This is a genomic window from Tistrella bauzanensis (assembly GCF_014636235.1).
GTDB classification, from domain to species: Bacteria; Pseudomonadota; Alphaproteobacteria; order Tistrellales; family Tistrellaceae; genus Tistrella; species Tistrella bauzanensis.
In genome coordinates this window covers 41,606-63,213 of sequence record NZ_BMDZ01000022.1, presented here as the reverse complement: position 1 = coordinate 63,213, position 21,608 = coordinate 41,606, and the positions used below count along the sequence as shown (strand labels likewise).

Annotated in this window: 12 protein-coding genes; 6 read left to right on the top strand and 6 right to left on the bottom strand. The window is 66.6% G+C overall.

Annotated features, from left to right (window positions below; genetic code table 11):
• The first annotated feature begins 72 nt into the window (after nt 1–72).
• The 5 genes from IEW15_RS11025 to IEW15_RS11005 all read left to right on the top strand — a co-directional run bounded on the left by IEW15_RS11025 (nt 73) and on the right by IEW15_RS11005 (nt 7,854).
• Nucleotides 73–3,105, top strand: a complete 3,033-nt coding sequence (locus tag IEW15_RS11025) for a bifunctional [glutamine synthetase] adenylyltransferase/[glutamine synthetase]-adenylyl-L-tyrosine phosphorylase (protein WP_229708016.1) — start codon at nt 73–75, stop codon at nt 3,103–3,105.
• A 76-nt stretch (nt 3,106–3,181) separates the two neighbouring features.
• Nucleotides 3,182–3,643, top strand: coding sequence for a thioredoxin-dependent thiol peroxidase (bcp, locus tag IEW15_RS11020; RefSeq protein ID WP_188577767.1), 462 nt, complete (start codon nt 3,182–3,184; stop codon nt 3,641–3,643).
• Nucleotides 3,640–4,515, top strand: coding sequence for a ferritin-like domain-containing protein (locus IEW15_RS11015; RefSeq protein WP_229708015.1), 876 nt, complete (start codon nt 3,640–3,642; stop codon nt 4,513–4,515). Before bcp ends, IEW15_RS11015 begins: the two co-directional genes overlap by 4 nt.
• Before the next feature lie 219 nt (nt 4,516–4,734).
• Nucleotides 4,735–6,747: an acyltransferase family protein gene (locus IEW15_RS11010; RefSeq protein WP_188577765.1), complete on the top strand. Its 2,013-nt coding sequence runs from the start codon at nt 4,735–4,737 to the stop codon at nt 6,745–6,747.
• Nucleotides 6,748–6,966: 219 nt separating this feature from the next.
• The gene (locus IEW15_RS11005; protein ID WP_188577763.1) at nt 6,967–7,854 is read left to right on the top strand and encodes a 2OG-Fe dioxygenase family protein; all 888 of its coding nucleotides are present in this window, start codon (nt 6,967–6,969) and stop codon (nt 7,852–7,854) included.
• Here IEW15_RS11005 and IEW15_RS11000 read toward each other — a convergent pair.
• From IEW15_RS11000 to IEW15_RS10985, 4 genes are all read right to left on the bottom strand, one after another.
• A complete protein-coding gene (locus IEW15_RS11000; RefSeq protein ID WP_229708014.1) occupies nt 7,772–8,737 on the bottom strand; it encodes an alpha/beta hydrolase in 966 nt (321 codons plus the stop codon). The two genes, IEW15_RS11005 and IEW15_RS11000, sit on opposite strands and share 83 nt — an antisense overlap.
• A gap of 140 nt (nt 8,738–8,877) precedes the next feature.
• Nucleotides 8,878–10,006, bottom strand: a protein-coding gene (gene prfB / locus IEW15_RS10995) for a peptide chain release factor 2 (RefSeq protein ID WP_188577759.1) whose coding sequence is annotated in 2 segments (ribosomal slippage) — nt 8,878–9,936 and nt 9,938–10,006 — 1,128 coding nt in all. Because the reading frame shifts where the segments join, the coding sequence is not laid out codon by codon here.
• A gap of 98 nt (nt 10,007–10,104) precedes the next feature.
• Nucleotides 10,105–12,636: a penicillin-binding protein 1A gene (locus IEW15_RS10990; RefSeq protein WP_188577757.1), complete on the bottom strand. Its 2,532-nt coding sequence runs from the start codon at nt 12,634–12,636 to the stop codon at nt 10,105–10,107.
• A 235-nt stretch (nt 12,637–12,871) separates the two neighbouring features.
• A complete protein-coding gene (locus tag IEW15_RS10985; RefSeq protein WP_229708013.1) occupies nt 12,872–14,149 on the bottom strand; it encodes an N-acetylmuramoyl-L-alanine amidase in 1,278 nt (425 codons plus the stop codon).
• 1,083 nt (nt 14,150–15,232) lie between these two features.
• On the opposite strand from IEW15_RS10985, the gene IEW15_RS10980 reads away from it, so the two are divergent.
• On the top strand, nt 15,233–18,748 hold the full coding sequence (locus tag IEW15_RS10980; protein WP_229708012.1) for an Rne/Rng family ribonuclease: 3,516 nt from the start codon (nt 15,233–15,235) through the stop codon (nt 18,746–18,748).
• A gap of 115 nt (nt 18,749–18,863) precedes the next feature.
• On the opposite strand, the gene IEW15_RS10975 is transcribed toward IEW15_RS10980, so the two are convergent.
• Together IEW15_RS10975 and IEW15_RS10970 are read right to left on the bottom strand one after the other, a co-directional pair.
• Entirely contained in the window at nt 18,864–20,033 is a 1,170-nt protein-coding gene (locus IEW15_RS10975) for a pyridoxal phosphate-dependent aminotransferase (protein ID WP_188577753.1), read from the bottom strand.
• 179 nt (nt 20,034–20,212) lie between these two features.
• Nucleotides 20,213–21,499 (bottom strand): gamma-glutamyltransferase, encoded by a 1,287-nt coding sequence (locus IEW15_RS10970; protein WP_229708011.1) that lies wholly within the window; start codon nt 21,497–21,499, stop codon nt 20,213–20,215.
• Between the last annotated feature and the right edge of the window lie 109 nt (nt 21,500–21,608).

Sequence of the window (21,608 nt, the reverse complement as noted above, 5' to 3'; positions counted from 1 at the left end):
CCCAGTCTGGCACCCGTACCTTGCGTGTCCATTACGTGTCAGCCAGTTTCATCGCCCCCGGAAGCGCCGCGCATGCCCCGCCCGACCGATCACCAGCCAAACCGTCCCCGCAATCACGAGATGATGCCACTGGCCGACATGGCATTCCCGACCGTGTCCGGCCATCGCCTGCCATTGCCGGTTGACCCCGCACGCGCCACCATCGCGCGGGAACGCGTGCTCGACCGTCTGGCCGGACTGGATGGCGACGAGGCGACAGCCGCCGATGCCGCCGCCCTGCGATCGCTGATCGACATCGACGCCGGCCGGCGGCTGATTGACGGCATGGTGTGCGGCAGCCCCTATCTGGCGCAATTGGCTGCGATCGAGACCGCCACCCTTGCCCGCATCGCCGCCCGCGGACCGGATGCGGCTTTCGACGAGATCCGCACGGGTTTCATCGACCTGCGCGGTCAGGGCGGCACCGAAGCTCAGGTGATGGCCGGCCTTCGGCGCCTGAAGCGGCGCGCGGCCCTGGTCGCCGCCGTGGCGGATCTGGCGGGTGTCTGGCCGCTGGAGGCGGTAACGGCGGCGGTGAGCGATACGGCGGAACTGGCACTGGAAGCGGCCGTTGCCCATCTGCTGCGCGATGCGGCCCGACGCGGCGAGATCACGCTTCGTGATCGCGATGATCCGGGCCCGGAAAGCGGGCTGTTTGCACTTGGCATGGGCAAGCTTGGCGCCTGCGAACTGAACTATTCCTCCGACATCGATCTGATCCTGCTGTTCGACGCCGAACGGGTGCCGATGGCCGATGATCGCCCGCCCCAGCCGATGTTCAGCCGCATCGGCCGGGATCTGGTCAAGATCATGGAGGCACGCACCGCCGACGGCTATGTCTATCGCACCGATCTGCGTCTGCGCCCCGATCCGGCCTCCACCCCGCTTGCCCTTTCCGCCGAGGCGGCAGAGACTTATTATGAAAGCGTCGGCCAGAACTGGGAACGCGCGGCCATGATCAAGGCACGGGTCGTGGCTGGCGATCATGATGCCGGTAACGACTTCCTCACCCGCCTGACGCCGTTCGTCTGGCGCAAGAGCCTCGATTTCTATGCCATCGCCGATATCCATTCGATCAAACGCCAGATCAACGCCCACAGGTCGGGTGACGGGCTGGATCTTCCCGGCCACAATCTGAAACTCGGCCGTGGCGGTATCCGCGAGATCGAATTCTTCTGTCAGACCCAGCAACTGATCTTCGGCGGCCGCACCCCCGATCTGCGCACCCGCGGTACCGCCGCCGCCCTGGATGCCCTTGTGGCCGAACATCGCGTCGAGGTCGAGACCGCCGCCCGGCTGAAGGACGCCTATCGCCTGCTGCGCACCATCGAGCACCGCCTGCAGATGGTCGACGACGCCCAGACCCACAGCCTGCCCAAGGACGAGGCGGCGCTCGACCGGATCGCGGCGTTTTCGGGCTTCGAGACCACACAAGCCTTCAAAGAGACGCTGATCGAGACCTTGAAGGGCGTCGAGCGGAGCTATGCCGAGCTGTTCGACGACGCCCCCGGCCTTGGCACGGCCGAAGGCAATCTGGTGTTCACCGGCACCGAGGACGACCCCGACACCATCGCGACCCTGGAACGGCTGGGCTTCCGCGAACCGTCGCGCCTGGTGGCACGGGTGCGCGACTGGCATCGTGGCCGGGTGCGCGCCACCCGCAGCGGCCGGTCGCGACAGATCTTGACCGAGATCATGCCGGAACTGCTGTCGCGTCTGGGCGGCACCGGCGACCCGGATGCCGCCTTCCTGCGCTTCGACAGCTTCCTCGGCGAGCTTCCGGCCGGCGTGCAGATCTTCGCGCTGTTCCACAGCAATCCGGACCTGCTGGCCCTGGTGGCCGAAGTGATGGGGACAGCGCCCAAGCTGTCGGAACAACTGGCACGGCGATCGTCACTGCTGGAAGCGGTGATCGACCCGGATTTCTTCACCACCCTTGGTGCGCCTGAGGATCTGGCGGCCGATCTGGAACGGGTGCTGAGCCGCGCGCGCGATTATGAAGACACCCTCGATCTGGCCCGCCGCTGGGCAGGGGAGCGCAAATTCCAGGTGGGCGTGCACATCCTGCGCGGCCTGACCGATGCCGATGCCGCGGCCCCGGTGCTGACCGCCATCGCCGATGCTGTCATCACCGCATTGCTGCCACGGGTGCAGGCCGAATTCGTCCAGGCTCACGGCCATGTACCAGGCGGCCGCATGGCGGTGGTGGCCCAGGGGCGCCTTGGCTCGGCCGAAATGTCGATCGACAGCGATCTGGACCTGGTGATCATCTATGACGCCGATGATGCCGCATCCGATGGCGGCCGGCCGCTTGGGCCATCCCATTACTATGCCCGCCTGGCCCAGCGTTTCATCTCGGCCATTTCGGCGCTGACCGGCGAGGGCCGCCTCTACGAGATCGACACCCGTCTGCGGCCGGCCGGATCGTCGGGGCCGGTGGCCACCCGTCTGGATGCCTTTGGCCGCTATCACCACGAGGATGCCTGGACCTGGGAGCATATGGCCCTGACCCGTGCGCGGGTGATTGCCGCAGACACACCCGAATTGAAGAACGCGCTGGACGCGATCATCCATGAGGTTCTGGTGCGGCCGCGCGACGCCGACAAGGTGACGGCCGAGGTCGCGGACATGCGCCGGCGGATCGCGCAGGAACATGGCACCAATGACTGCTGGTCGGTCAAACATGTCCGCGGCGGTCTGGTCGACCTGGAATTCCTGGCCCAGCATCTGCAACTGATCCATGGTGCCGATCATCCTGATCTGCTGCTGCGTGATACCGCCCTGGTGCTGGAACGTGCCGCCGCTGTGGGATTGATGGCCGATGGCGCCATGCTCGCAGGTGCTGTCCGCCTGCAGCGCCGGATGCTGGGCCTGCTGCGCCTGACGGTCACCGGACGCTTCGATCCGAAAGCTGCGCCGCCGGGGTTGATTTCGGCCCTGGCCCGCGCGGCCGGGCTCGACGATACCGCCGATGCCGAGGCCATCAGCCATATGTTGCAGACCTGCCAGGCCGCCGTGCGCGCCCATTTCGACCGGGAGATCACCGGCGACAGGGCCGCCGGCTGATCCGGCCCGTCATCACCCGTTCACAGACCGCCCATCCCATCCGTCAGCCATCCCATCCCTCAGAAGGTTCAGAAAGATGATCGAAGAAGGTGCCAAGGCCCCGGCGTTCACCATGCCCACCGATGGCGGCGGCGAGATTTCGCTGGAGGCGCTGAAGGGCAAGCGGGTGGTGCTGTATTTCTATCCCCGTGACGACACCCCCGGCTGCACCAGGGAGGCCTGCGCCTTCCGCGACATGCATCCCGATCTGCAATCGCTGGATGCGGTCGTCATCGGGGTGTCGAAAGACACCACCACCTCTCATGACAAGTTCAAGGCCAAGTATGAACTGCCCTTCACCCTGGCCGCCGATACCGACGGTGCGGTCTGCGAGGCCTATGGCGTCTGGGTCGAGAAGACCATGTATGGCCGCAAGTCGATGGGCATCGAGCGCGCCACCGTCCTGATCGACGACGCGGGCACCATCCGCCGCATCTGGCGCAAGGTGAAGGTGGATGGCCATGCCGAGACCGTGAAGGCGGCGATCGAGGCCCTGTGACCTCTGCACGCCATCCCGACATGCCCGCCGCCTCGTTCGCCGTTGCCGCCTGCACGGTTCTGCTGACCGCGGAGCCGCGCGCCAAGGCGGCGGCGGCGCGTGCCCTGCACAGCGCATGGCAGGGCGGTGGCATTCCGGCCCCGGCGCCGGAAGATGCCGCCGCCCTGCCCGATCGCCCGGCCCGGCCGGATCGTCCGGAACTGCTGTCGCCGGCCCGCATGCCCAAACGCGGGCGCGGTGGCAGCACCGCCAGCCGCGTGCGGCTGCTGCACGCGCTGGCCCATATCGAGTTCAACGCCATCGATCTGGCTGTGGACATGGCGGCACGGTTTTCGGCCGTGATCGACCCCGATCCGGTGGTCCAGCGGCGCTTCGCCGATGACTGGCTGGCGATCGCCGATGACGAAGCCCGTCATTTCGGCCTGATCACCGATCGTCTGGCCGATCTGGGCGCCGCCTATGGCGACCAGCCGGCCCATGACGGATTGTGGAGCGCCGCCATGGCCACCGCCCACGACATGCTGGGCCGGCTGGCGGTGGTGCCGATGGTGCTGGAAGCACGCGGCCTGGATGTGACGCCCGAGATGATCCGCCGGCTGGATGCCTTCGGCGACACCGCCAGCGCCGATGCGTTGCGGGTGATCTATGCCGACGAGGTCGGCCATGTCGCGGCGGGGCTGCGCTGGCTGTCACATGCGGCCGAAGCCCATGGCCTCGACCCCCGCCAGGTGTTCCACGACCGGGTCCGCACCCTGTTTCCGGGCCGGGTGAAGCCGCCATTCAACGCCGAGGCTCGCGCACGCGCTGGCATGGCACCCGAGGATTATGAGCCGCTGGCGGATGTCGTCGATCCGGGCGGTCTGCATCCTTGATGATAGATCGGCACATCGGATGCTGCTCGGTCTGACCACGGTTCGTTGGCGCTGTCCGATAATCAGCGGGAAACCATGATTTTCATTTAGGTCAACTGTCCGAAACAAGGCATCATGTGAAGATCGTCGATTATTTGAAGGCCGCGCGCTCGTTGGCGCATCTGCCCGTGTTTCATGATATCGCAGTGTCGTGTCAGACTTAGGATATGGTGGGTATCAGTGCAGACCGAACGCCTGCGCTTAGGGCAGAAAGAGTATCGGCCTGATATCGACGGGCTCAGGGCCATCGCTGTTCTGGGTGTCGTTGCCTATCATGCCGATCTCGGCCCCTTCCCCGGCGGTTTCGTCGGTGTCGACGTATTCTTCGTTATCTCGGGCTATCTGATCACCAGCCTGATCCTGAGCGAATGTGAAGCAGGCCACTTCAGCCTCTGGTCGTTCTGGGCCCGGCGCATCCGTCGGCTGGCACCGGCCATGCTCCTGATGCTGGTGGGGTCCGCCATCATGGCGCATCTGCTGTTCTATCCGCTGGAATTCAAGGCGTTCGCCCGATCGCTCATTGCACAACCATTCCTGCTCGCGAACGTCTTCTTCTATCTGCAGGATCCATATTTCGCGCCGATGTCCGACACCATCCCGCTGCTGCACACATGGTCGCTGGCAGTGGAAGAACAGTTCTACCTGCTGTATCCCCTGCTGCTCTTGCCACTGGCACGTCTCGGCCGCCACGGCCGGATCGGCTGGATCGGGTCAGCCTGCCTCGTGACGCTGGCCATCGGCGCCGGACTGACCATGATCGACCGTCCGGCCGGGTTCTATCTTCTGCCCGGGCGTATGTGGGAGCTTCTGACCGGCGCATTGATCGCCGTGCTGTTCGTCGCCAGTGGCCGTCGATGCCCGACCGGTATCCTCGCCGGCCTTGCGGCTTGTGCCGGGCTTGGCGCCATCGTCATCCCGATGATTTTCTATCACGGACACATGGTTTTCCCCGGGCTTGCGGCTGTGCCGCCGGTGCTCGGTGCCGCTACGCTCCTGATCGCGGGAACGGCAGAGCGACCGCCATTGGTAAGCCGGCTGCTCTCGCTTCGACCATTTGTGTGGCTAGGCCTCGTATCCTACGGCTTCTATCTCTGGCACTGGCCGCTGCTCGTCCTCCAGAAGCAGTTCACGGCCGATCCCTTCTCCGTGCTGCTGACGGCCGACCTATCGGTTCTTGAGCGTATCGGCGCAGCGCTCGCTGCGCTCGTACTGGCCTGGGGCAGCTATCGCTATGTGGAGCAGCCGATCCGCCGGCAGATCCTGCTGCCCCGCCCCCACGCACTGGTCGCGATGTTTGTGATTGCGGCCACCGGCATCTTCGGCTATGGGCTTGCGGCGGAAGCGGGCCTCCTGCGTCGGTTCCCAAAGGCAGAGGATGCCTTTCTGGCCCAGGAAGCCGTATCGGCCCATCGCTGCGGACACTGGCTCAATGGGATGATACCGGGCGACTTCTGTCGGGTCGCAGATGGCCGCCCCGGTCGCGGCGGGGTGCTGTTGCTGGGCGACAGCCACGCCGGCGTCTTGTCATTGCCGCTAGCCGACTCAGTCCGCCGATTCGGGCTGTCGCTTGACGTCAACCGAGTCAAATGCCCAATCGTCAGCGTGCCGATTCCGGCGTCCTGCGCACCCGATGATCACGTGCTGACCAAAGAGATCAGACGGCACGATATCCGCCTGGTGGTTCTAGCTGAACGGTGGGATCGGATGGTGGAGGGGCTTGAGCCCAATGGGGTCGATGCGGTCTGGGGAAGATTGCCCTTTACCGAAGAGGAGCGCCAAAGGCGGGGCGACCTGCTCGAAGCTGCGCTTGTCGAGGCGTTCGACCGATTACGGCGGATGGGTATCCAGGTCGCAGTGATGAAACAGGTACCGCAGATGCCCTTCCTACCAACCCGCCATCTGGCCCAGCGCATCAGGCTGGGGTTGCCGGTCAGAGAGACGGGCAAGATGCTCAGCGATCATCGTGCCTTCAACCGCCACGTGGAGGCTGCCATCAACCGCGCAGCCACAGGACGTGCGATCATCCTTGATCCGAGTCCCCTGCTCTGTGATTCGGATGGTCTCTGCCGGCCTGCCACCCCCTCGGGCACCAGTCGGTATATTGACGAAGATCATCTCTCTCCCATTGGAAGCGCCATGTTGACGCCGATGTTCGATGCGCTGTTGGCGGGACTGCTGGAGGAGAACAGGTGAATGCGGCGCCAGGCTGGATCTGCTCACCATGCGGCGAGTGCTGACTGACCAGCCAGTCTACACCACCGGCCAGACGCAAGAGAGGCCGACGCAAGGCGGACCCGATGGAAGATTAACCCGACAAAAGGCCAGCGGACTGCATAGGGTATTCGATTTACCATAACATTCATGGTTGTTTTTTATATAATAATCATCGTCATTGGTGGATGCCTTACCCCGATGGAGACAACGCCCCTGAACAGCCCCCACCAAATTGGCTCTGATCCGCCGGCCCACCTGGTTCCGCATCCAAGTTCCGACACGATCCTGGCGCCACGCCTGGCATTGTCGCTGCACGATGGCGCCCTTGCCGGGCTTGCCCGCGATTTTCTGGTCAGCGGCAGCCTGAAGCACGCGCTCGACCACCCCCGCTATCTGGAGGGCGAGGCCTGGGCACACTTGCGTGAGAGCTGCGACGACCTGCCGCTCGACGTCTATATGCGCGATGGTGGCCGCTACCGGCGGCGGCGGCTGTCGCGCTTCCAGTTCGACGTGACCGGCAATGTGCTGAGGGCAGCACCGCCCCGCGCCTATAATCAATCCTCGGCGATCAACTACCTGAACGGCGATATCGATCGCCATTACGAGCCCCTGGTGCCGGCGGTCTATCACAACCCACTGCTCGACGCGCTGCTCCGGGCCTTCGGCCGGGCACTGGCGGTCGTCGACGGGGTCGATCGCTGGCAGGTGAACGTCCATCAGGCACGGATCACCGCCACGCCGCACGACATCGGCAAGCCGGTGCCCGAAGGCGTGCATCGCGACGGCACCCGCTATTCACTGCTGCTGATGCTGAACCGGATCAATGTCGATGGCGGCCACAGCATCGTTCACGACAACGACAAGCGGCCGGTTTTTGAGCGCACCATGACCGATCCGGGCGATTTCATCATCCTGCTGGATCCGCTGACCTATCACGACGTCACCCCCATCACCCCGGCTGACGGCGTGAATGCGGCCTTCCGCGATATGCTGGTGGTGGAATTCAACCATTTGGACGGTCCGCAGGATGGCGCGGGCCGGCTGCCGGGGGCACCCCACCAGCCGCACGCGGCACCACCGCGCTGACAAAATCAGCGATCAGCCCAGCCACGCGCGGGTCCGGCCGGACACCCGGCGCGGTATAGGCGGCAATATTGGCCGCACGGTCGACCGGTGCCGGCTTGAAGACGTGGTTGAGCCCGCCCAGGATCTGGACCCGGGTTCCCTGCGGCCGGGCGCCCGCCAGCCGGCGGGCATCGGCCACGGTCACCTGAAGGTCGCGGTCGCCCTGAAGGATCAGCACCGGGCCGCGCAGGCTCTCGATGATCGCCGCCGGGTCGACGCCCAGCCACGAGATCAGATAGGGTTGCACGCTGGCCCGGAACAGCGGCGCCAGATCCAGCGGCACCCCGTCAACCTGCCGCCCGGCGATCAGTTCGGCCAGAATCCGGCGGGCGCGGCTGCGCGTGGCGTCATCCATCGGCGCCTGATCGATCTGCCGCGCCAGCGTGCGCCCGGCAGGCTCTCCGGCCGTCGCCGCCAGGATCACGCCATCGGCTGCCACGCGGCGGGCAGCCAGCAGGGCCAGCAGGCCGCCTTCGCTGTGGCCCATGGTCACGACAGCGGCACCCGCCGCCAGCCTGCGCGCCGCCCGTGTCCAGCGCGCGGCATCGCCCGCCAGCATGTCGAGCGTCATCGCCGCCTCATCCGGGGCGGCGGCAGCGCTGGCGCCCACGCCCCGCTTGTCCACGCGCAAACTGGCGATGCCACGGCCCGCCAGATCCTCGGCCAGCGCGCGCTGCATGTCGGTGCGAAATCCCGGCTGGTTGCCGTCGCGGTCCGTGGGCCCCGACCCGGCCAGCATCAGCACCACGGGCAGGGCGGCGTCGGCACTGGCGGCACAGGGAAATGCAAAGCTGCCAAACAGCTCCGGCGCGTCGGGCGCGGGAGACGCGGTGATCGCAATCACGCGTTCACACATGTCCGCCGCCAGGACGGGGGATGCGTCCTGCGCGCGGCCATGGCCCGAAAACAGCACGGCCGTGGCAGCAAGCGCCGCCACGGCCGTGATGACCGGAAGACCTGCCAGCCTGAGGGGCCGGCACCGCATCAGTCCAGATCACCGACATCGCCGGAACGACCCTCGACGCGGGCGGACAATGCCGCCTGCATGAAGGCATCCAGGTCACCATCCAGCACCGCCTGGGTGTTGCCGGTTTCAACCCCGGTGCGCAGATCCTTCACCATCTGATAGGGATGCAGCACATAGGAGCGGATCTGGTGACCCCAGCCGATATCGCTCTTGGCATCCGCTTCCGCCTGGGCCTTTTCCTCGCGCATGCGGATTTCGCGCTCGTACAGCCGCGCCTTCAGCATGCCCATCGCGGTCGCACGGTTCTTGTGCTGCGACCGGTCCTGCTGGCACTGCACCACGATGCCGGTCGGGACATGGGTGATGCGGATCGCGCTGTCGGTCCGGTTGACGTGCTGGCCACCAGCGCCCGATGCCCGATAGGTATCGATGCGCAGATCCTTGTCGAGGATCTCGATATTGATGGTGTCGTCGATCACCGGATAGACATGCACGGCGGCAAAGCTCGTCTGACGACGGGCCTGGCTGTCGAATGGCGAAATCCGCACCAGACGATGCACGCCGGTCTCGGTCTTCGACCAGCCGAAGGCGTTCTGGCCCTTGATCTGAAGCGTCGCCGACTTGATGCCCGCCTCTTCTCCGTCGGTTTCTTCAACGATCTCGGTCTTGTAGCCATGGCCTTCCGCCCAGCGCGTATACATGCGCAACAGCATCAGGGCCCAATCCTGGCTTTCGGTGCCGCCGGCGCCGGCATGCACCTCCAGATAGGCGTCGTTGCCGTCGACCTCGCCCGAGAGCAGGCTTTCGACCTTCAGGGTCAGAAGATCCTGATGCAGCCGGGCAAGCGAAGCCTGCGCTTCGTCGACCACACTGTCATCTTCTTCCATCTCGCCCAGTTCGGCGAGTTCCAGATCATCGCGGAACGCCTGATCCAGCTTGCGATAGCGCTCCACCGCGCCATCCAGCTGGGTGCGTTCGCGCATCACCTTCTGCGCGCGCGCCGGGTCATCCCAGAGCTTGGGGTCTTCCGAGAGAGCGTTCAGCTCTTCGAGCCGAATAAGCGCGTTCTCCCAGTCAAAGATACCTCCTCAGCAGCCCGAAGGTCTGCTCGATCTCGTCGGCCAGCGACTTGATCTCGGCGCGCATGTGCACGTCCTCCTGTTGATGGGGCAGGCCACGGCCGGAGCCAGGCCGTCAAGATGTTCACGCCATGTCCATGATGCGGTCAGGGCAACCGGCGCCGCTCAGTACAAACCGCCCGGGCCCGGGACGTTGGCACCGCCATAGGGGCTGGGCGGGCGACCGGTCGACGATCCATCGCCGCCAGGTGCCACATCGTTCAGATAGTCATCATAGGCCGCCTCGCCGGCAACCGTGGTCGGCTCGGTGCCGGGTTTGAACGCCTCGGTGATCACCGAGGCGGTGCCGGGACCGGGCAGCAGACCGGTTTTGGCATCGATGCGGACCAGCCTGATACCGCTCGGCGTGCGGAATGGTGTGGCCGGCGCGTTGCTGAGCGCGCCCTTCATGAACTCGATCCAGATCGGCAGTGCCGCAGATGCGCCCTGCTCCTTGTCGCCGAGCGACCGTGGCGTGTCGAAACCGACATAGACGCCCACCACGAGATCGGGGCTGAAGCCCATAAACCAGGCATCGAAGCTGTCATTGGTGGTACCGGTCTTGCCCGCCAGCGGCTTGCCGATCGATGCAGCGCGCCGGCCGGTGCCGCGCTGGATGACGCCTTCCATCACATGCACAAGCTGATAGGCATCGCGCGGGTCCAGCACCTGCTCACGCGCATCGGGCAGGCGCGGTGCCTGCAATCCAGGCTGCCAGGCTGCTACAGAACAAGCCTCGCAAGGACGCTGATCGCGGCGATAGATCGTCTTGCCCTCGCGATCCTGAACCCGTTCGATCAGCGCCGGTTCCACGCGCCTGCCGCCATTCACCACCATGGCATAGGCGGTCGACAGCCGCATCAGCGTGGTCTCGCCGGCGCCGAGCGCCGTCGATAGATAGGCCGGCCAGTCGCCGATGTTCAACCGCCGCGACAGATCGGCGATGGTATCGGCGCCAAGCTCGCGCGCCAGACGCACCGTCATCAGATTGCGCGACTGTTCAACGCCCACCCGCAGGGTCGAGGGTCCATAGAAACGGCCGCTGTAATTCTTCGGCCGCCAGGTCTCTAGCCCTGCCCCCTGCTCCAGCGCCAGGGGCGCGTCCTGCACGATCGATGCCGGCGTCCAGCCATGCTCGAAGGCCGACAGATACACGAACGGCTTGAACGACGATCCCGGCTGGCGCTGCGCCTGGGTCACGCGGTTGAACTCGCTGGCGGCGAAATTGAAGCCGCCGGTCATCGCCAGCACCCGTCCGGTATGCGGGTCCATGGCGACGATCCCGCCTGAGACATCAGGCACCTGGACCAGCTTCAGGGCGGTGGCGGCGGGCTTCGGTGCCGGCGCCTCGCCGTCTTCGGCACGACGTTCGGCTTCGGCCGCGATCTCGGTCGGGTCGTTGGCTGGCGCCACAGCGACGACATCGCCCACCGATACCACCTCGTCGACCGCCCGGACCGCCGGTCCACGCCGGTCGACCGACACGTATTTCCGCGCCCATTTCACCGCGTCGAGATCCAGCGTGCCGGCGGAACCATCGGCGAAAGCCAGCCGCGCGGTGCTTTTCGACGCCTCAACCACCGCCGCATAGCGCCAACCTGGTACCAGCGGGTGGTCGCGGCCCAGATCGGTCAGCTTTTTGGTCATCGCCTCCGCATCGGTGGCATCGACGGTCGACACAGCCCCCCGATAGCCATGACGGCGGTCATAGGACACCAGACCGTCACGCAGCGATTTGTCGGCCAGCGCCTGCATCTTGGGGTCGACCGTGGTCAGAACGCTGAGCCCACCTTCATAGAGCGCATCCGTGCCGAAGCGGTTGGCAAGATCGCGGCGGACCTCTTCGACAAAATAATCGGCGCGTGCCAGATCCTCGCCGCCACGCGGCCGGGTGACCAGCGGCGTGGCCCGGGCAGTCTCGGCATCCTGTGGCGTCAGATAGCCATCCTCGGCCATGCGACCCAGAACCCAGTCCCGCCGGGCCTTGGCGGCGTCGGCGCGGCGGATGGGATGATAATTGTTCGGCGCCTTGGGCAGTGCCGCCAGATAGGCGGCTTCCTCAGGCGTCAACTCGTCCAGCGACTTGTCGAAATATTCCAGCGCAGCAGCGCCCACGCCATAGGCGCCATAGCCCAGATAGATCTCGTTCAGATACAGCTCAAGGATGTGATCCTTACTGAAGGCACGCTCGATCCTGAGCGAGAGCAGCGCCTCCTTGACCTTGCGCTCGATCGAGACCTCGTTGGTCAGCAGGAAATTCTTGGCCACCTGCTGGGTGATCGTCGAGGCGCCGATCGGCCGGCGATCGCTGGCGATGTTATCGATATTGGTGACCGCCGCCCGGAGAATGGCGACCACGTCGATACCGGGGTGCTGATAGAAATTCTGATCCTCGGCGGCGATGAAGGCATTCTTCACCACCTCGGGGATCGCCTCGATCGGCACGAAAACCCGCTTCTCGCGCGCATATTCATCCAGCAACCGGCCATCACCGGCATAGACCCGGGTCACGGTCGCGGGCTGGTAATCGGCCAGTTGGTCGAAATTCGGCAGGTCGCCATCATACATCGTCACGCCGTAATACAGCGCAGCGCCGCCCGCGACCAGAAGCAGGATAAAAGCGGTCAGAAGAACACCGAACAGGCGGATCAGGCTCATGAGCTGCGCATGTCCGCAGGCTTCAGCCGGCGGCTCCCAGATGATTGACGGTCACTGCCGACCGATGATGAACGGCCGGCATGACGATTGGCCGGGAGTGTGGCGACGATGCGCGCCCGCGTCAATCGCAGGCCTGTGTGCCGTGCATTGCAAGGATCGCAGGCATGGCGTCGTCCAGCCGATGCGTGGGTCGCCCTCCGGCCATCTGGCCCCTGACCGCCGCGGGCGCCGCAGATCAGAGCCGGCTCCAGGTCTGCTCGGCCGCGAAGAACTGATCGACGGCAGACACCATGCCGCGCACCAGTCGCGACCGGTGCGACGGATCCTGAAGCACCTTTTCATCCTGCCGGTTCGACAGGAAGCCGGTTTCGATCAGCACCGACGGCATGTCGGGCGCCTTCAGCACCGCAAACCCGGCCGACCGGACCGGCTTGCGCAGCAATTCCGTATGCGGTTGAACCTGACCGATGATATGGCCGGCAAAGCGGGCGGAGAGGTTCATGGTCTCACGCCGCGCAAGATCGATCAGGATCGATGTCACCTCGGCGCTTTCCGTCGACAGGTCGACGCCGGCGATCAGATCGGCCTTGTTCTCGCTGTCGGCCAGTTCGGCGGCAACGCCGTCCGAGGCGCGTTCGGACAGGGTATAGATCGAGAGCCCCCGGGTGCGGGGATTGCCCACCGAGTCCGCATGGATCGAGATGAACAGCTCGGCATCGGCGGCCCGTGCGATCGACACCCGGTCGCGCAGGCGGATGAAAATATCGCGGTCACGTGTCAGTACCGGCTTGTAGCGGCCGGTCTTTTCCAGTTCCACGGCCAGTGCCTTGGCGAAGGCGAGCGTGATCGACTTTTCCTGAACGCCGGAAATGCCGATCGCACCCGGATCGATGCCGCCATGGCCGGCGTCGATGGCGACCACCCGACGGCCGTCGGCGCGCTGACGCGGCTTCACCGCATCGGGCAGCGCCGGCGCGGCGCTCAAGGTCTGCGACGCGGCCGAGGGTGAGGCCGCGGCAACCTTGGTGCCGTCGAAGCGGTCCTCGGGCTCGCCCTTCAGCGTCGCTTTCGCGAAGGCCTGGGGCGTGGTGCGTGACAGGTCGACCACGAAGCGCGGCGGCATGCCGTCCTGGGCCGGCAATACGAACATGGCGTCGATCTGTGACGGCTGGGTCAGATCCAGCACCATGCGATAGACACCGGGCTCGAACAATCCCACCCGATATCGCGCGATCAGGCCTGCGCCGTCATTCTCGCCGCGGTCCAGGATCTGCCAGTCGAGGCCACGGAAATCGATCACCACCCGGTCGGGACCGGAGAGGGTGAAGGCCCGGAAATCCACCCGCCGGTCCAGATCGATCGCCAGGCGGGTCTTATCCGGGTGCAGGCCGAAGCGCAGGCCCGTCGCTCGTGCCACATCGGCGGCACCGGCCTCGGCCACGCCGGTACCCGGCAGGATGACCCCGCTCAGGCACAGCAGCGACAACAGAACCAGCGACATCAGCCTGCGCACGATCCGGCCCATATCCGCGCCGCCACGGCCGGCACAAGGCGGCCGCGCCGGAGAGGCTGCGGGGCGAAGGAGGTGTGTGCAGACGGCAGGCGACGACATGTGACGGCTCCACGAGGCGTCCGGCGGCATATCACGGACCGGCGCAAAAGCCGCCCGCGGACGGGCGATCCGAATGGGCGGCAGCGCGGGTGACTCATTTGCTTATAGGCGCAACTCGCTCAATCTTTCAATGTGTTTATCTGCGTTGTTGGCACTTGGCATTAAGTATGTGGCTGGCGTGTTACGCAGCATCCGGTCACCGGCCAGGCCGGCTGAACGGGGCCGCCGCATCACATGACCGTCGACATGCGCTTGCCCTGTCGCCTGATTGCAACAGCGCGATTGTGGAAGGGCTGCGACCTGTTCTATAGTGCGCGCGCCTGGAACGGTCTGGTGATCGACGGGCTCCGCGCTTTTGTGTGGAGCCCAGGTTGTGACCCGGGGCGGTGCAGGACGGAATTCCGTATGGCTGGTGGATGAGGACCGGGTCACGTCCAATGGGCGATCCCCAAGGCCTCCCAGGCTCTGGATGAGCGCCCCGGCCGACGGTTGAACCCGCCGCAAGGCCAGGATGACGGCAACCGCTGACGTGCCCGCCCGCAACTTCGGACGGCACAGCCGGCCGGGATCCACGACTTCCTGACGAGGTGGCGGAGGACCGTGGTGAACCGCAATTTGGCGGTGGGCCCGGCCCGACGACTAAGGAACGGTCATGAACGACGCGCGCGATTTCGCGCACAGCGTCGGCCGCGCGGACCACGAGGCGTCCCCCGATGCCACATCTGTCTGAGCGCCCGTCGTCCAGCCCCCGAGGGCTTGCCTGCTGCCGATTTTTCGGCGGTACGGATATCGTCGTCCTGATGCCGTTTCCCATCCTCACGACACCGGTCCTGACCGTGCCGCCTGCCGCCGCTGCCGATACCGGCATCCGGGCCGCAGACGGCCGCTGGCCTGCGCGTCGTTCCTCCACATCCTGCCCGACGGATCGGCGCCGCCTCAGACCGGCCGGCGCCCGTCGTGGTCATATCCGGAGTTCCACGCTCGATGACGAAGCGTATGCTGATCGACGCGAACCACCCCGAAGAGATGCGGGTGGTCGTCACAAACGGCAATCGGCTTGAAGAATTCGATTTCGAAACGTCGACCAAGAAGCAGCTGAAGGGGAATATCTATCTCGCCAAGGTGACCCGCGTCGAACCCTCGCTTCAGGCAGCGTTCGTCGATTATGGCGGAAACCGCAACGGGTTCCTGGCATTCAGCGAAATCCATCCCGATTATTTCCAGATCCCGGTCGCCGACCGCGAGGCGCTGGTGCGCGAGGTTGAAAAGGCTGCGCGCGAGGACGCCGAGCGCGACGCCAAGGCCGATGCCGCCGAGGGGCCCGAGATCGAGGAAGTCGGCGGATCGGATGTCGACGACATCGCCGCCGGCGGCGCGAGCCGCCGCCGCATGCAGCCGCATCGCCAGTACAAGATCCAGGAAGTCATCAAGAAGCGGCAGCTGATCCTGGTCCAGGTAGCCAAGGAAGAGCGCGGCACCAAGGGAGCCGCCCTCACCAGCTATATCTCGCTGGCCGGGCGCTATTGCGTGCTGATGCCGAACACCGCCAATGGCGGCGGCATCTCGCGCAAGATTTCCGACGCCCGCACCCGCAAGAAGCTGCGCGAGACCCTGGCCGAGCTGGGTGCGCCGTCGGGCATGAGCGTGGTGCTGCGCACCGCCGGCGCCGAGCGCACCAAAACCGAGATCAAGCGCGACTATGAATATCTGTCGCGGCTGTGGGATGACATCCGCGAGCGCACTTTGTCGTCGCGCGCGCCGGCCCTGATTTATGAAGAGGCCGACATCATCAAGCGGTCGATCCGCGATATCTATACCAACGACATCGACGAACTGATGGTCGAGGGTACGGAAGGCTATCGCGCCGCCAAGGAATTCATGCGGATGCTGATGCCCAGCCGGGCGCGGCTGGTGAAGCTGTACAGCGACCGGATTCCGCTGTTCCACCGCTTCCAGATCGAAACCCAGCTGGCATCGATGCACAGCGCGATCGTCCGGCTGCCGGCAGGCGGCTACGTGGTGATCAACCAGACGGAAGCGCTGGTCGCGATCGACGTCAATTCGGGCCGCTCCACGCGTGAGCGCAACATCGAAGAGACCGCGCTGAAGACCAATCTGGAGGCCGCCGAAGAGGTGGCCCGCCAGTTGCGCCTGCGCGATCTGGCCGGCCTGATCGTCATCGACTTCATCGACATGGACGACCGCAAGAACAACCGTGCGGTCGAACGGCGCCTGAAGGATGCGATGAAGGCCGATCGTGCCCGCATCCAGCTTGGCCGGATCAGCGGCTTCGGTCTGCTGGAACTGTCGCGCCAGCGCCTGCGGCCGTCGCTGATCGAGGCCAGCACCATGCAGTGCCCGCATTGCGGCGGCACCGGCCTGGTCCGCTCGGTCGAAAGCACCGCCCTCGCCGCTCTGCGTGCGGTCGAGGAGGAAGGCATCCGCGAGCGCACCGACGAGCTGGTGCTGCGCGTGCCGACCGAGGTGGCTCTGTACATCTTCAATCATAAGCGCGAGATGCTGGCGGATATCGAGGACCGCTATCTGTTCCGCGTGCTGGTGGAAGCCGCCGACAACCTGACCCCGCCGACGCCGTATGAACTGGAGCGCACGAAACAGCGCAAGGAAGGCGAAATCCCCGAGCGCGCCGAGCGGCCCGACCGGCCGCTGACCGCCCAGTCGTCTGCCGCCGCCGCCGATGCCGCGCGTATCGCCGCCGAGGATGCCGAGGACGAGGCCGCCGCGGCCGCACTGGAAGAGATCGAGGCCGCGGAGGCCGCGGCCGAGGCCGCAGCGGAAGCCGCAGCCGCGGCACCGGCCGAAAGCCGCGCGCCCGTCGAGGCAGAGCCCGAGGCTGAGGCCGATACCAATGGCGACGACGAGCGGGCGCGCCGCAAGCGCCGTCGCCGGTCGCGCCGGCGGAAGCGCCGTGACGACGAGACCGGCAGCAGTGAGTCCGCCGATACCGGCGCCGATGATGACGACGAGGACGAGGACGACGACCGCGCCGACATCGACGTCGACGTCGAGACCGAGACCGCCGAAAGCAGCGGAACCAGTGCTGCCGACGATGAGACCGCCGACGAGCGCGCACAGCGCGGCGAGGACGAGGGTAACCGCCGTCGTCGTCGGCGCCGGCGGCGGCGCCCCACAAATGGTGAGGCCCGTGCGACCGATACCGGCGAGGATGCCGGAGACGACGCCGACGAGGCTGACACCGCCGTGACGCCGGCCGTCGCTGATGCGGAAGCCGAGGTCGCGGTCGCCGAGACCGCCGTGGCCGAGGCGCCGGTCGCCAGCACCGAGGCGATGGATGCCGCCGCGCCGGATGGCCCGGCTGGTGAGCCGGATCGTGCCGCGGAGGAGGCCCACGCTGAGGAGGCCTATGCCGAGGAGGGGCGCGCCGAAGAAGGCCGCAACCGCCGTCGCCGTCGTCGGCGGCGTCCGCTCGGCACCGATGCGGTGACTGATGCGGAAGCCGAGGTGGTGGGTGCCGTGGCCGCCACCGGGCGCCCGACGGGCGTGACGGTGATCGAGGTGCCCATGCCGGAGATGCCGACACCGGAGGCATCGACGCCGGCGGAGGCCGCCGTCGCCGATGAGGCGCCTGCGGTCGAGGCGCCGGCTGCCGAGATACCGGCAACCGAGGCACCTGTCGCCGAGGCGGCGGTCTCCGAGGACGCCGCCGAGGCGGTGAGCGAGGCGCTGGCGCCGGACGTGGTTGACGCCGAAGCGGTTGAAGCCGCGCCGGTTGAAGCCGAAGCGGTTGAAGCGGAGACGGTCGCCGAGGCCGCGCCGGCAAAGCCGCGTCGGCGCCGCAAGGTCGCGGAGCCGGCTGCCGCCGAGGCCACGGAGGCCACGCCGGCACCGCGCCGTCGCCGCAAGGCAACGGAGGCTGCGGAAACCGCCGAGGCTGAAGCGCCTGCCGCCGCCCCGAAGCGGAAGCGGGCCACGAAGGCCGATGCCACCAAGACCGCGGCGAAGGCCACCACCAAACCGGCTGCCACCCGCCGCCGCACCAAGGCCACCGAAACTGCCGAGCTCGTCGCCACCGACGACGCCACGGCAGCCAGGCCGCGCCGTCGGCGCAAGGTCGCCGATGCCGCAGTGGTCGGGGCCCTGCCCGCCGAAATGACGGTGATCAGTGGTCCCGATGCCGCAGTGCCGGCGGTCGAGGCGCCCGAAGGTGCCGCCCCGGTGATCGATGGTCCGCTGGCGCATGCGCCGGCCGACAGCCAGATCACCGAGGCTGCGTCTGGCGATGTGGCGACTGGCGAGGGGGCGTCTGGCGAGGGGGCATCCGCCGAGGTGTCGCCTGATCAGTCCGCCACCGAAGGCGACCGCGATGCCGCCGAAGCTGACGATGCGCAGGCGCCAGCCCCGCATCCGGCCGGCGACGCGCCGGTGGCCGAGGCGGCGGTTGTGCCGCCGGCCGACACCGCGGCCAAGACGGCGGCGCGCCCGCGCCGCGGCTGGTGGGCGGCCCGCGACCGCGGCTGATGCCGCGATCCTGACCGTTGCACGCAACGAACAAGGGGCTGCCGGATCACGCCGGCAGCCCCTTTTCCTATCCTGACGCCGGGGTGCGTGAACGCACCCGGCATAGCCTGATCGGTCAGGCAACCTTGCCGACGCCGAAGCTGCGGCGCATCCAGCCGTCCAGCCGGTCAACCACCTGCACCATGTCGTCAGTGCTGCCGGCAAAGGCCATGCGCAGATAGTGATGGCCCTTGAATGGATCGAAATCGATGCCCGGCGTGGCGGCAATGCCGGCTTCATGCAGCATCCGGCGGCAGAAGGCGGTGCTGTCCATGCTGTAATCCGAAATGTCGGCCCAGACATAGAAGGCGCCGTCGATGGGTGCGATGCGCGTGAAACCCACGCCCGGCAGCCCCTCCAGCAGCACGCGCCGGTTCTCGGCATAGCGCTTCACCGCGATCTCGGCCTCGTCATAGCCATCGAAGGCCGCAGTCGCCGCGATCTGAGAGAGAGCCGAGGGCGACAGGAAGAAATTCTGGGCCAGTTTCTCGGCGGTGCGCGCCATGTCGTCCGGCAACACCATCCAGCCCATGCGCCATCCGGTCATGGCGAAATATTTCGAGAAGCTGTTCACCACGATCGGCGCCTGTGAGTAATTCAGCGCCGAACGGGTGGCCGCGCCATAAGTGAGGCCGTGATAGATTTCATCGGAGATCAGGGTGATACCCTTGGCCTCGCAATAGCGGACCAGAGTTTCCAGTTCCTCGGGCTTCAGGGTGGTGCTGGTCGGGTTGGACGGGCTGGCGACGATCAGGCCGTCGATCGGCTTGTCCAGCGCCTCCAGATGGGCGACCGTCGGCTGAAACCGGCTCTCGGGCCCGGTCTCGATCGACACCACCTCGATATTCAGCGCCTTCAGGACATTGCGGTATGACGTATAGCCCGGCTCCGCCATCGCCACCCGCGCGCCGGCATCGAAGGCCGCAAGGAAGGCGATGGTGAAACAGCCGGAGGCACCATGGGTGATGACGATCCGCTCGATCGGCAGATCGACCCCATACCACGCGCGGTAATGATCGGCGATCCGCCGCCGCAGCGCCGGCTGACCGGCACCTTCGGTATAGCCGAAGGCCGGCCCGTCGAGGGCGCGACGGGCGGCTTCCAGGGCCGGGCGCGGCGCACCGGTCGATGGTTGCCCCACCTCCATATGGATGATGTGGCGACCCTGGGCTTCCAGCGCATTTGCCTCCGCCAGAACTTCGAGGGCGTGGAATGGCGGGATCTGCGACCGGCGCGAGACGGGCATTTGTCGGTTGTCCTTGGACTGCGGCACGACATCCGGCCCGCCTGCCGGGCATCGATGGCAGGCTGACCGGGCGGATGCATCGGGATGGTGTCCGCGATGATAGGAAACAGGTGCTCCCGCATCAAACAAAACCACAGGTTATATCTGATGCGGGAAACATGGCCCCTCAGGGCAGGCGATCAGCGGATGGCGAGGCCCGGCGAGGCCGGCGACACCAGCGCATTGCAGCGCTGATCGCTCGACGGGATGCCGTTGGCGCAGGCCGCGGCGCTGACATCGGCACCCGCGCTGCCAGCGGCGGCAACTGCCTGATCCAGCGCCTCGCCGCCATAGAAGTTACCGACCAGCTTTGACATCGCCGGCACGGCACCTGTACCGGTAGTGGCCGCCGCCATATAGGGTTTGCGGATGTTCTCGTTGATCGCCAGCACCGCGGCACCCGATGCCAATGCACCGGCATCGGCGGGCCGGGCGGCGATGATGCCGGTGTCGTCGCCCATCCGGCCGATGCCGAAGGCGGCCCCTTGCGTGAAGGTGCAGGCAACGGCGACACCGACGCGATCCACCACGACGACCCCGGATTGAACGGCATCACCGCCCCCGGCGACCGGCGTCACACCGGTGCGCACCCCGGCCACCCCGTCCAGTGCCGCGGCACCACCGGTCCCCGCAATGGTCACCAGATCGAAATTGCCATAGGGCCGCGACGGCGCATCGGCTGCAACCGGCTGGTACAGCCGCAGGTCATCGGCCCGCAGGGTCACACCCGCCTTGGCGAAATCGTCGATCATCCGGCGCCCGAGCGGCCCGCTATAGAGGGCGCCGGGGCCTTCGGTGCGGATCGAGCCAAGCGACGCCGCCAGATCCGGCCGATGCATCTGGTTGCCCTGCGCCAGACTGCCGAAGGTGCGGGCCAGCGCCGGCGAGGCGCCGATGATCTCGCGATAGGCGGCAAGATCGGCGGCGAAAGCCGTCGACACCGGCGCACCGAACCGCGCCAGTTGCTCGCCGGGCGATACCAGCTGCGGCCAGCGGAGCGTGCCGTACTGTGCCTGCATGGCATACAGTCCACGAGCGAAACCGGGCACGGCGACGGTCTCGCCCGCCACCGCCGCCCGCGGCATGAAGTCGAAGGACTGCGCCGTCTGTGGCTGTTTGGTCCGCGGCGGCTGCGCCTTATAAACCACGCAGGCACCGCCGCCGCCAAGACCGACCCGGCTTGGCAGGGTCACCGTCTGGGCGATGGCGATGGCCACGGCCGCATCGACGGCGCTGCCACCGGCCGACAGAATGTCGCGTCCGACCAGCGCCGATCGCGGTTCGTCGGTCGCGACCAGACCAATGAAACCGGTGACCGCGTCCACCCGGCCGACTTCGACACGCGGACTGCAGCCGGCCGCCAGCGCCGCGGCGCCGATCGCCACCAATGCCGAGGACCGGGTAATCGTGAAGGGCCGGGCAACCACGAAGAACCGGTCCGGGCCGGCTGCGTCGCGGAATTGCCACCGATGCCGAGATTGACGGGCCTGGATTGCACCCCTACGTTCGAGGGAATCATCCGGGGTCCGCATCGTG

What these genes read in the sequence shown, in the direction of transcription:
- IEW15_RS11025 (WP_229708016.1), top strand. Translation starts at nt 73, where the DNA reads ATGCCCCGCCCGACCGATCACCAGCCAAACCGTCCCCGCAATCACGAG.
- bcp (WP_188577767.1), top strand. Translation starts at nt 3,182, where the DNA reads ATGATCGAAGAAGGTGCCAAGGCCCCGGCGTTCACCATGCCCACCGAT.
- IEW15_RS11005 (WP_188577763.1), top strand. Translation starts at nt 6,967, where the DNA reads ATGGAGACAACGCCCCTGAACAGCCCCCACCAAATTGGCTCTGATCCG.
- IEW15_RS10990 (WP_188577757.1), bottom strand. Translation starts at nt 12,636, where the DNA reads ATGAGCCTGATCCGCCTGTTCGGTGTTCTTCTGACCGCTTTTATCCTG.
- IEW15_RS10980 (WP_229708012.1), top strand. Translation starts at nt 15,233, where the DNA reads ATGACGAAGCGTATGCTGATCGACGCGAACCACCCCGAAGAGATGCGG.
- IEW15_RS10975 (WP_188577753.1), bottom strand. Translation starts at nt 20,033, where the DNA reads ATGCCCGTCTCGCGCCGGTCGCAGATCCCGCCATTCCACGCCCTCGAA.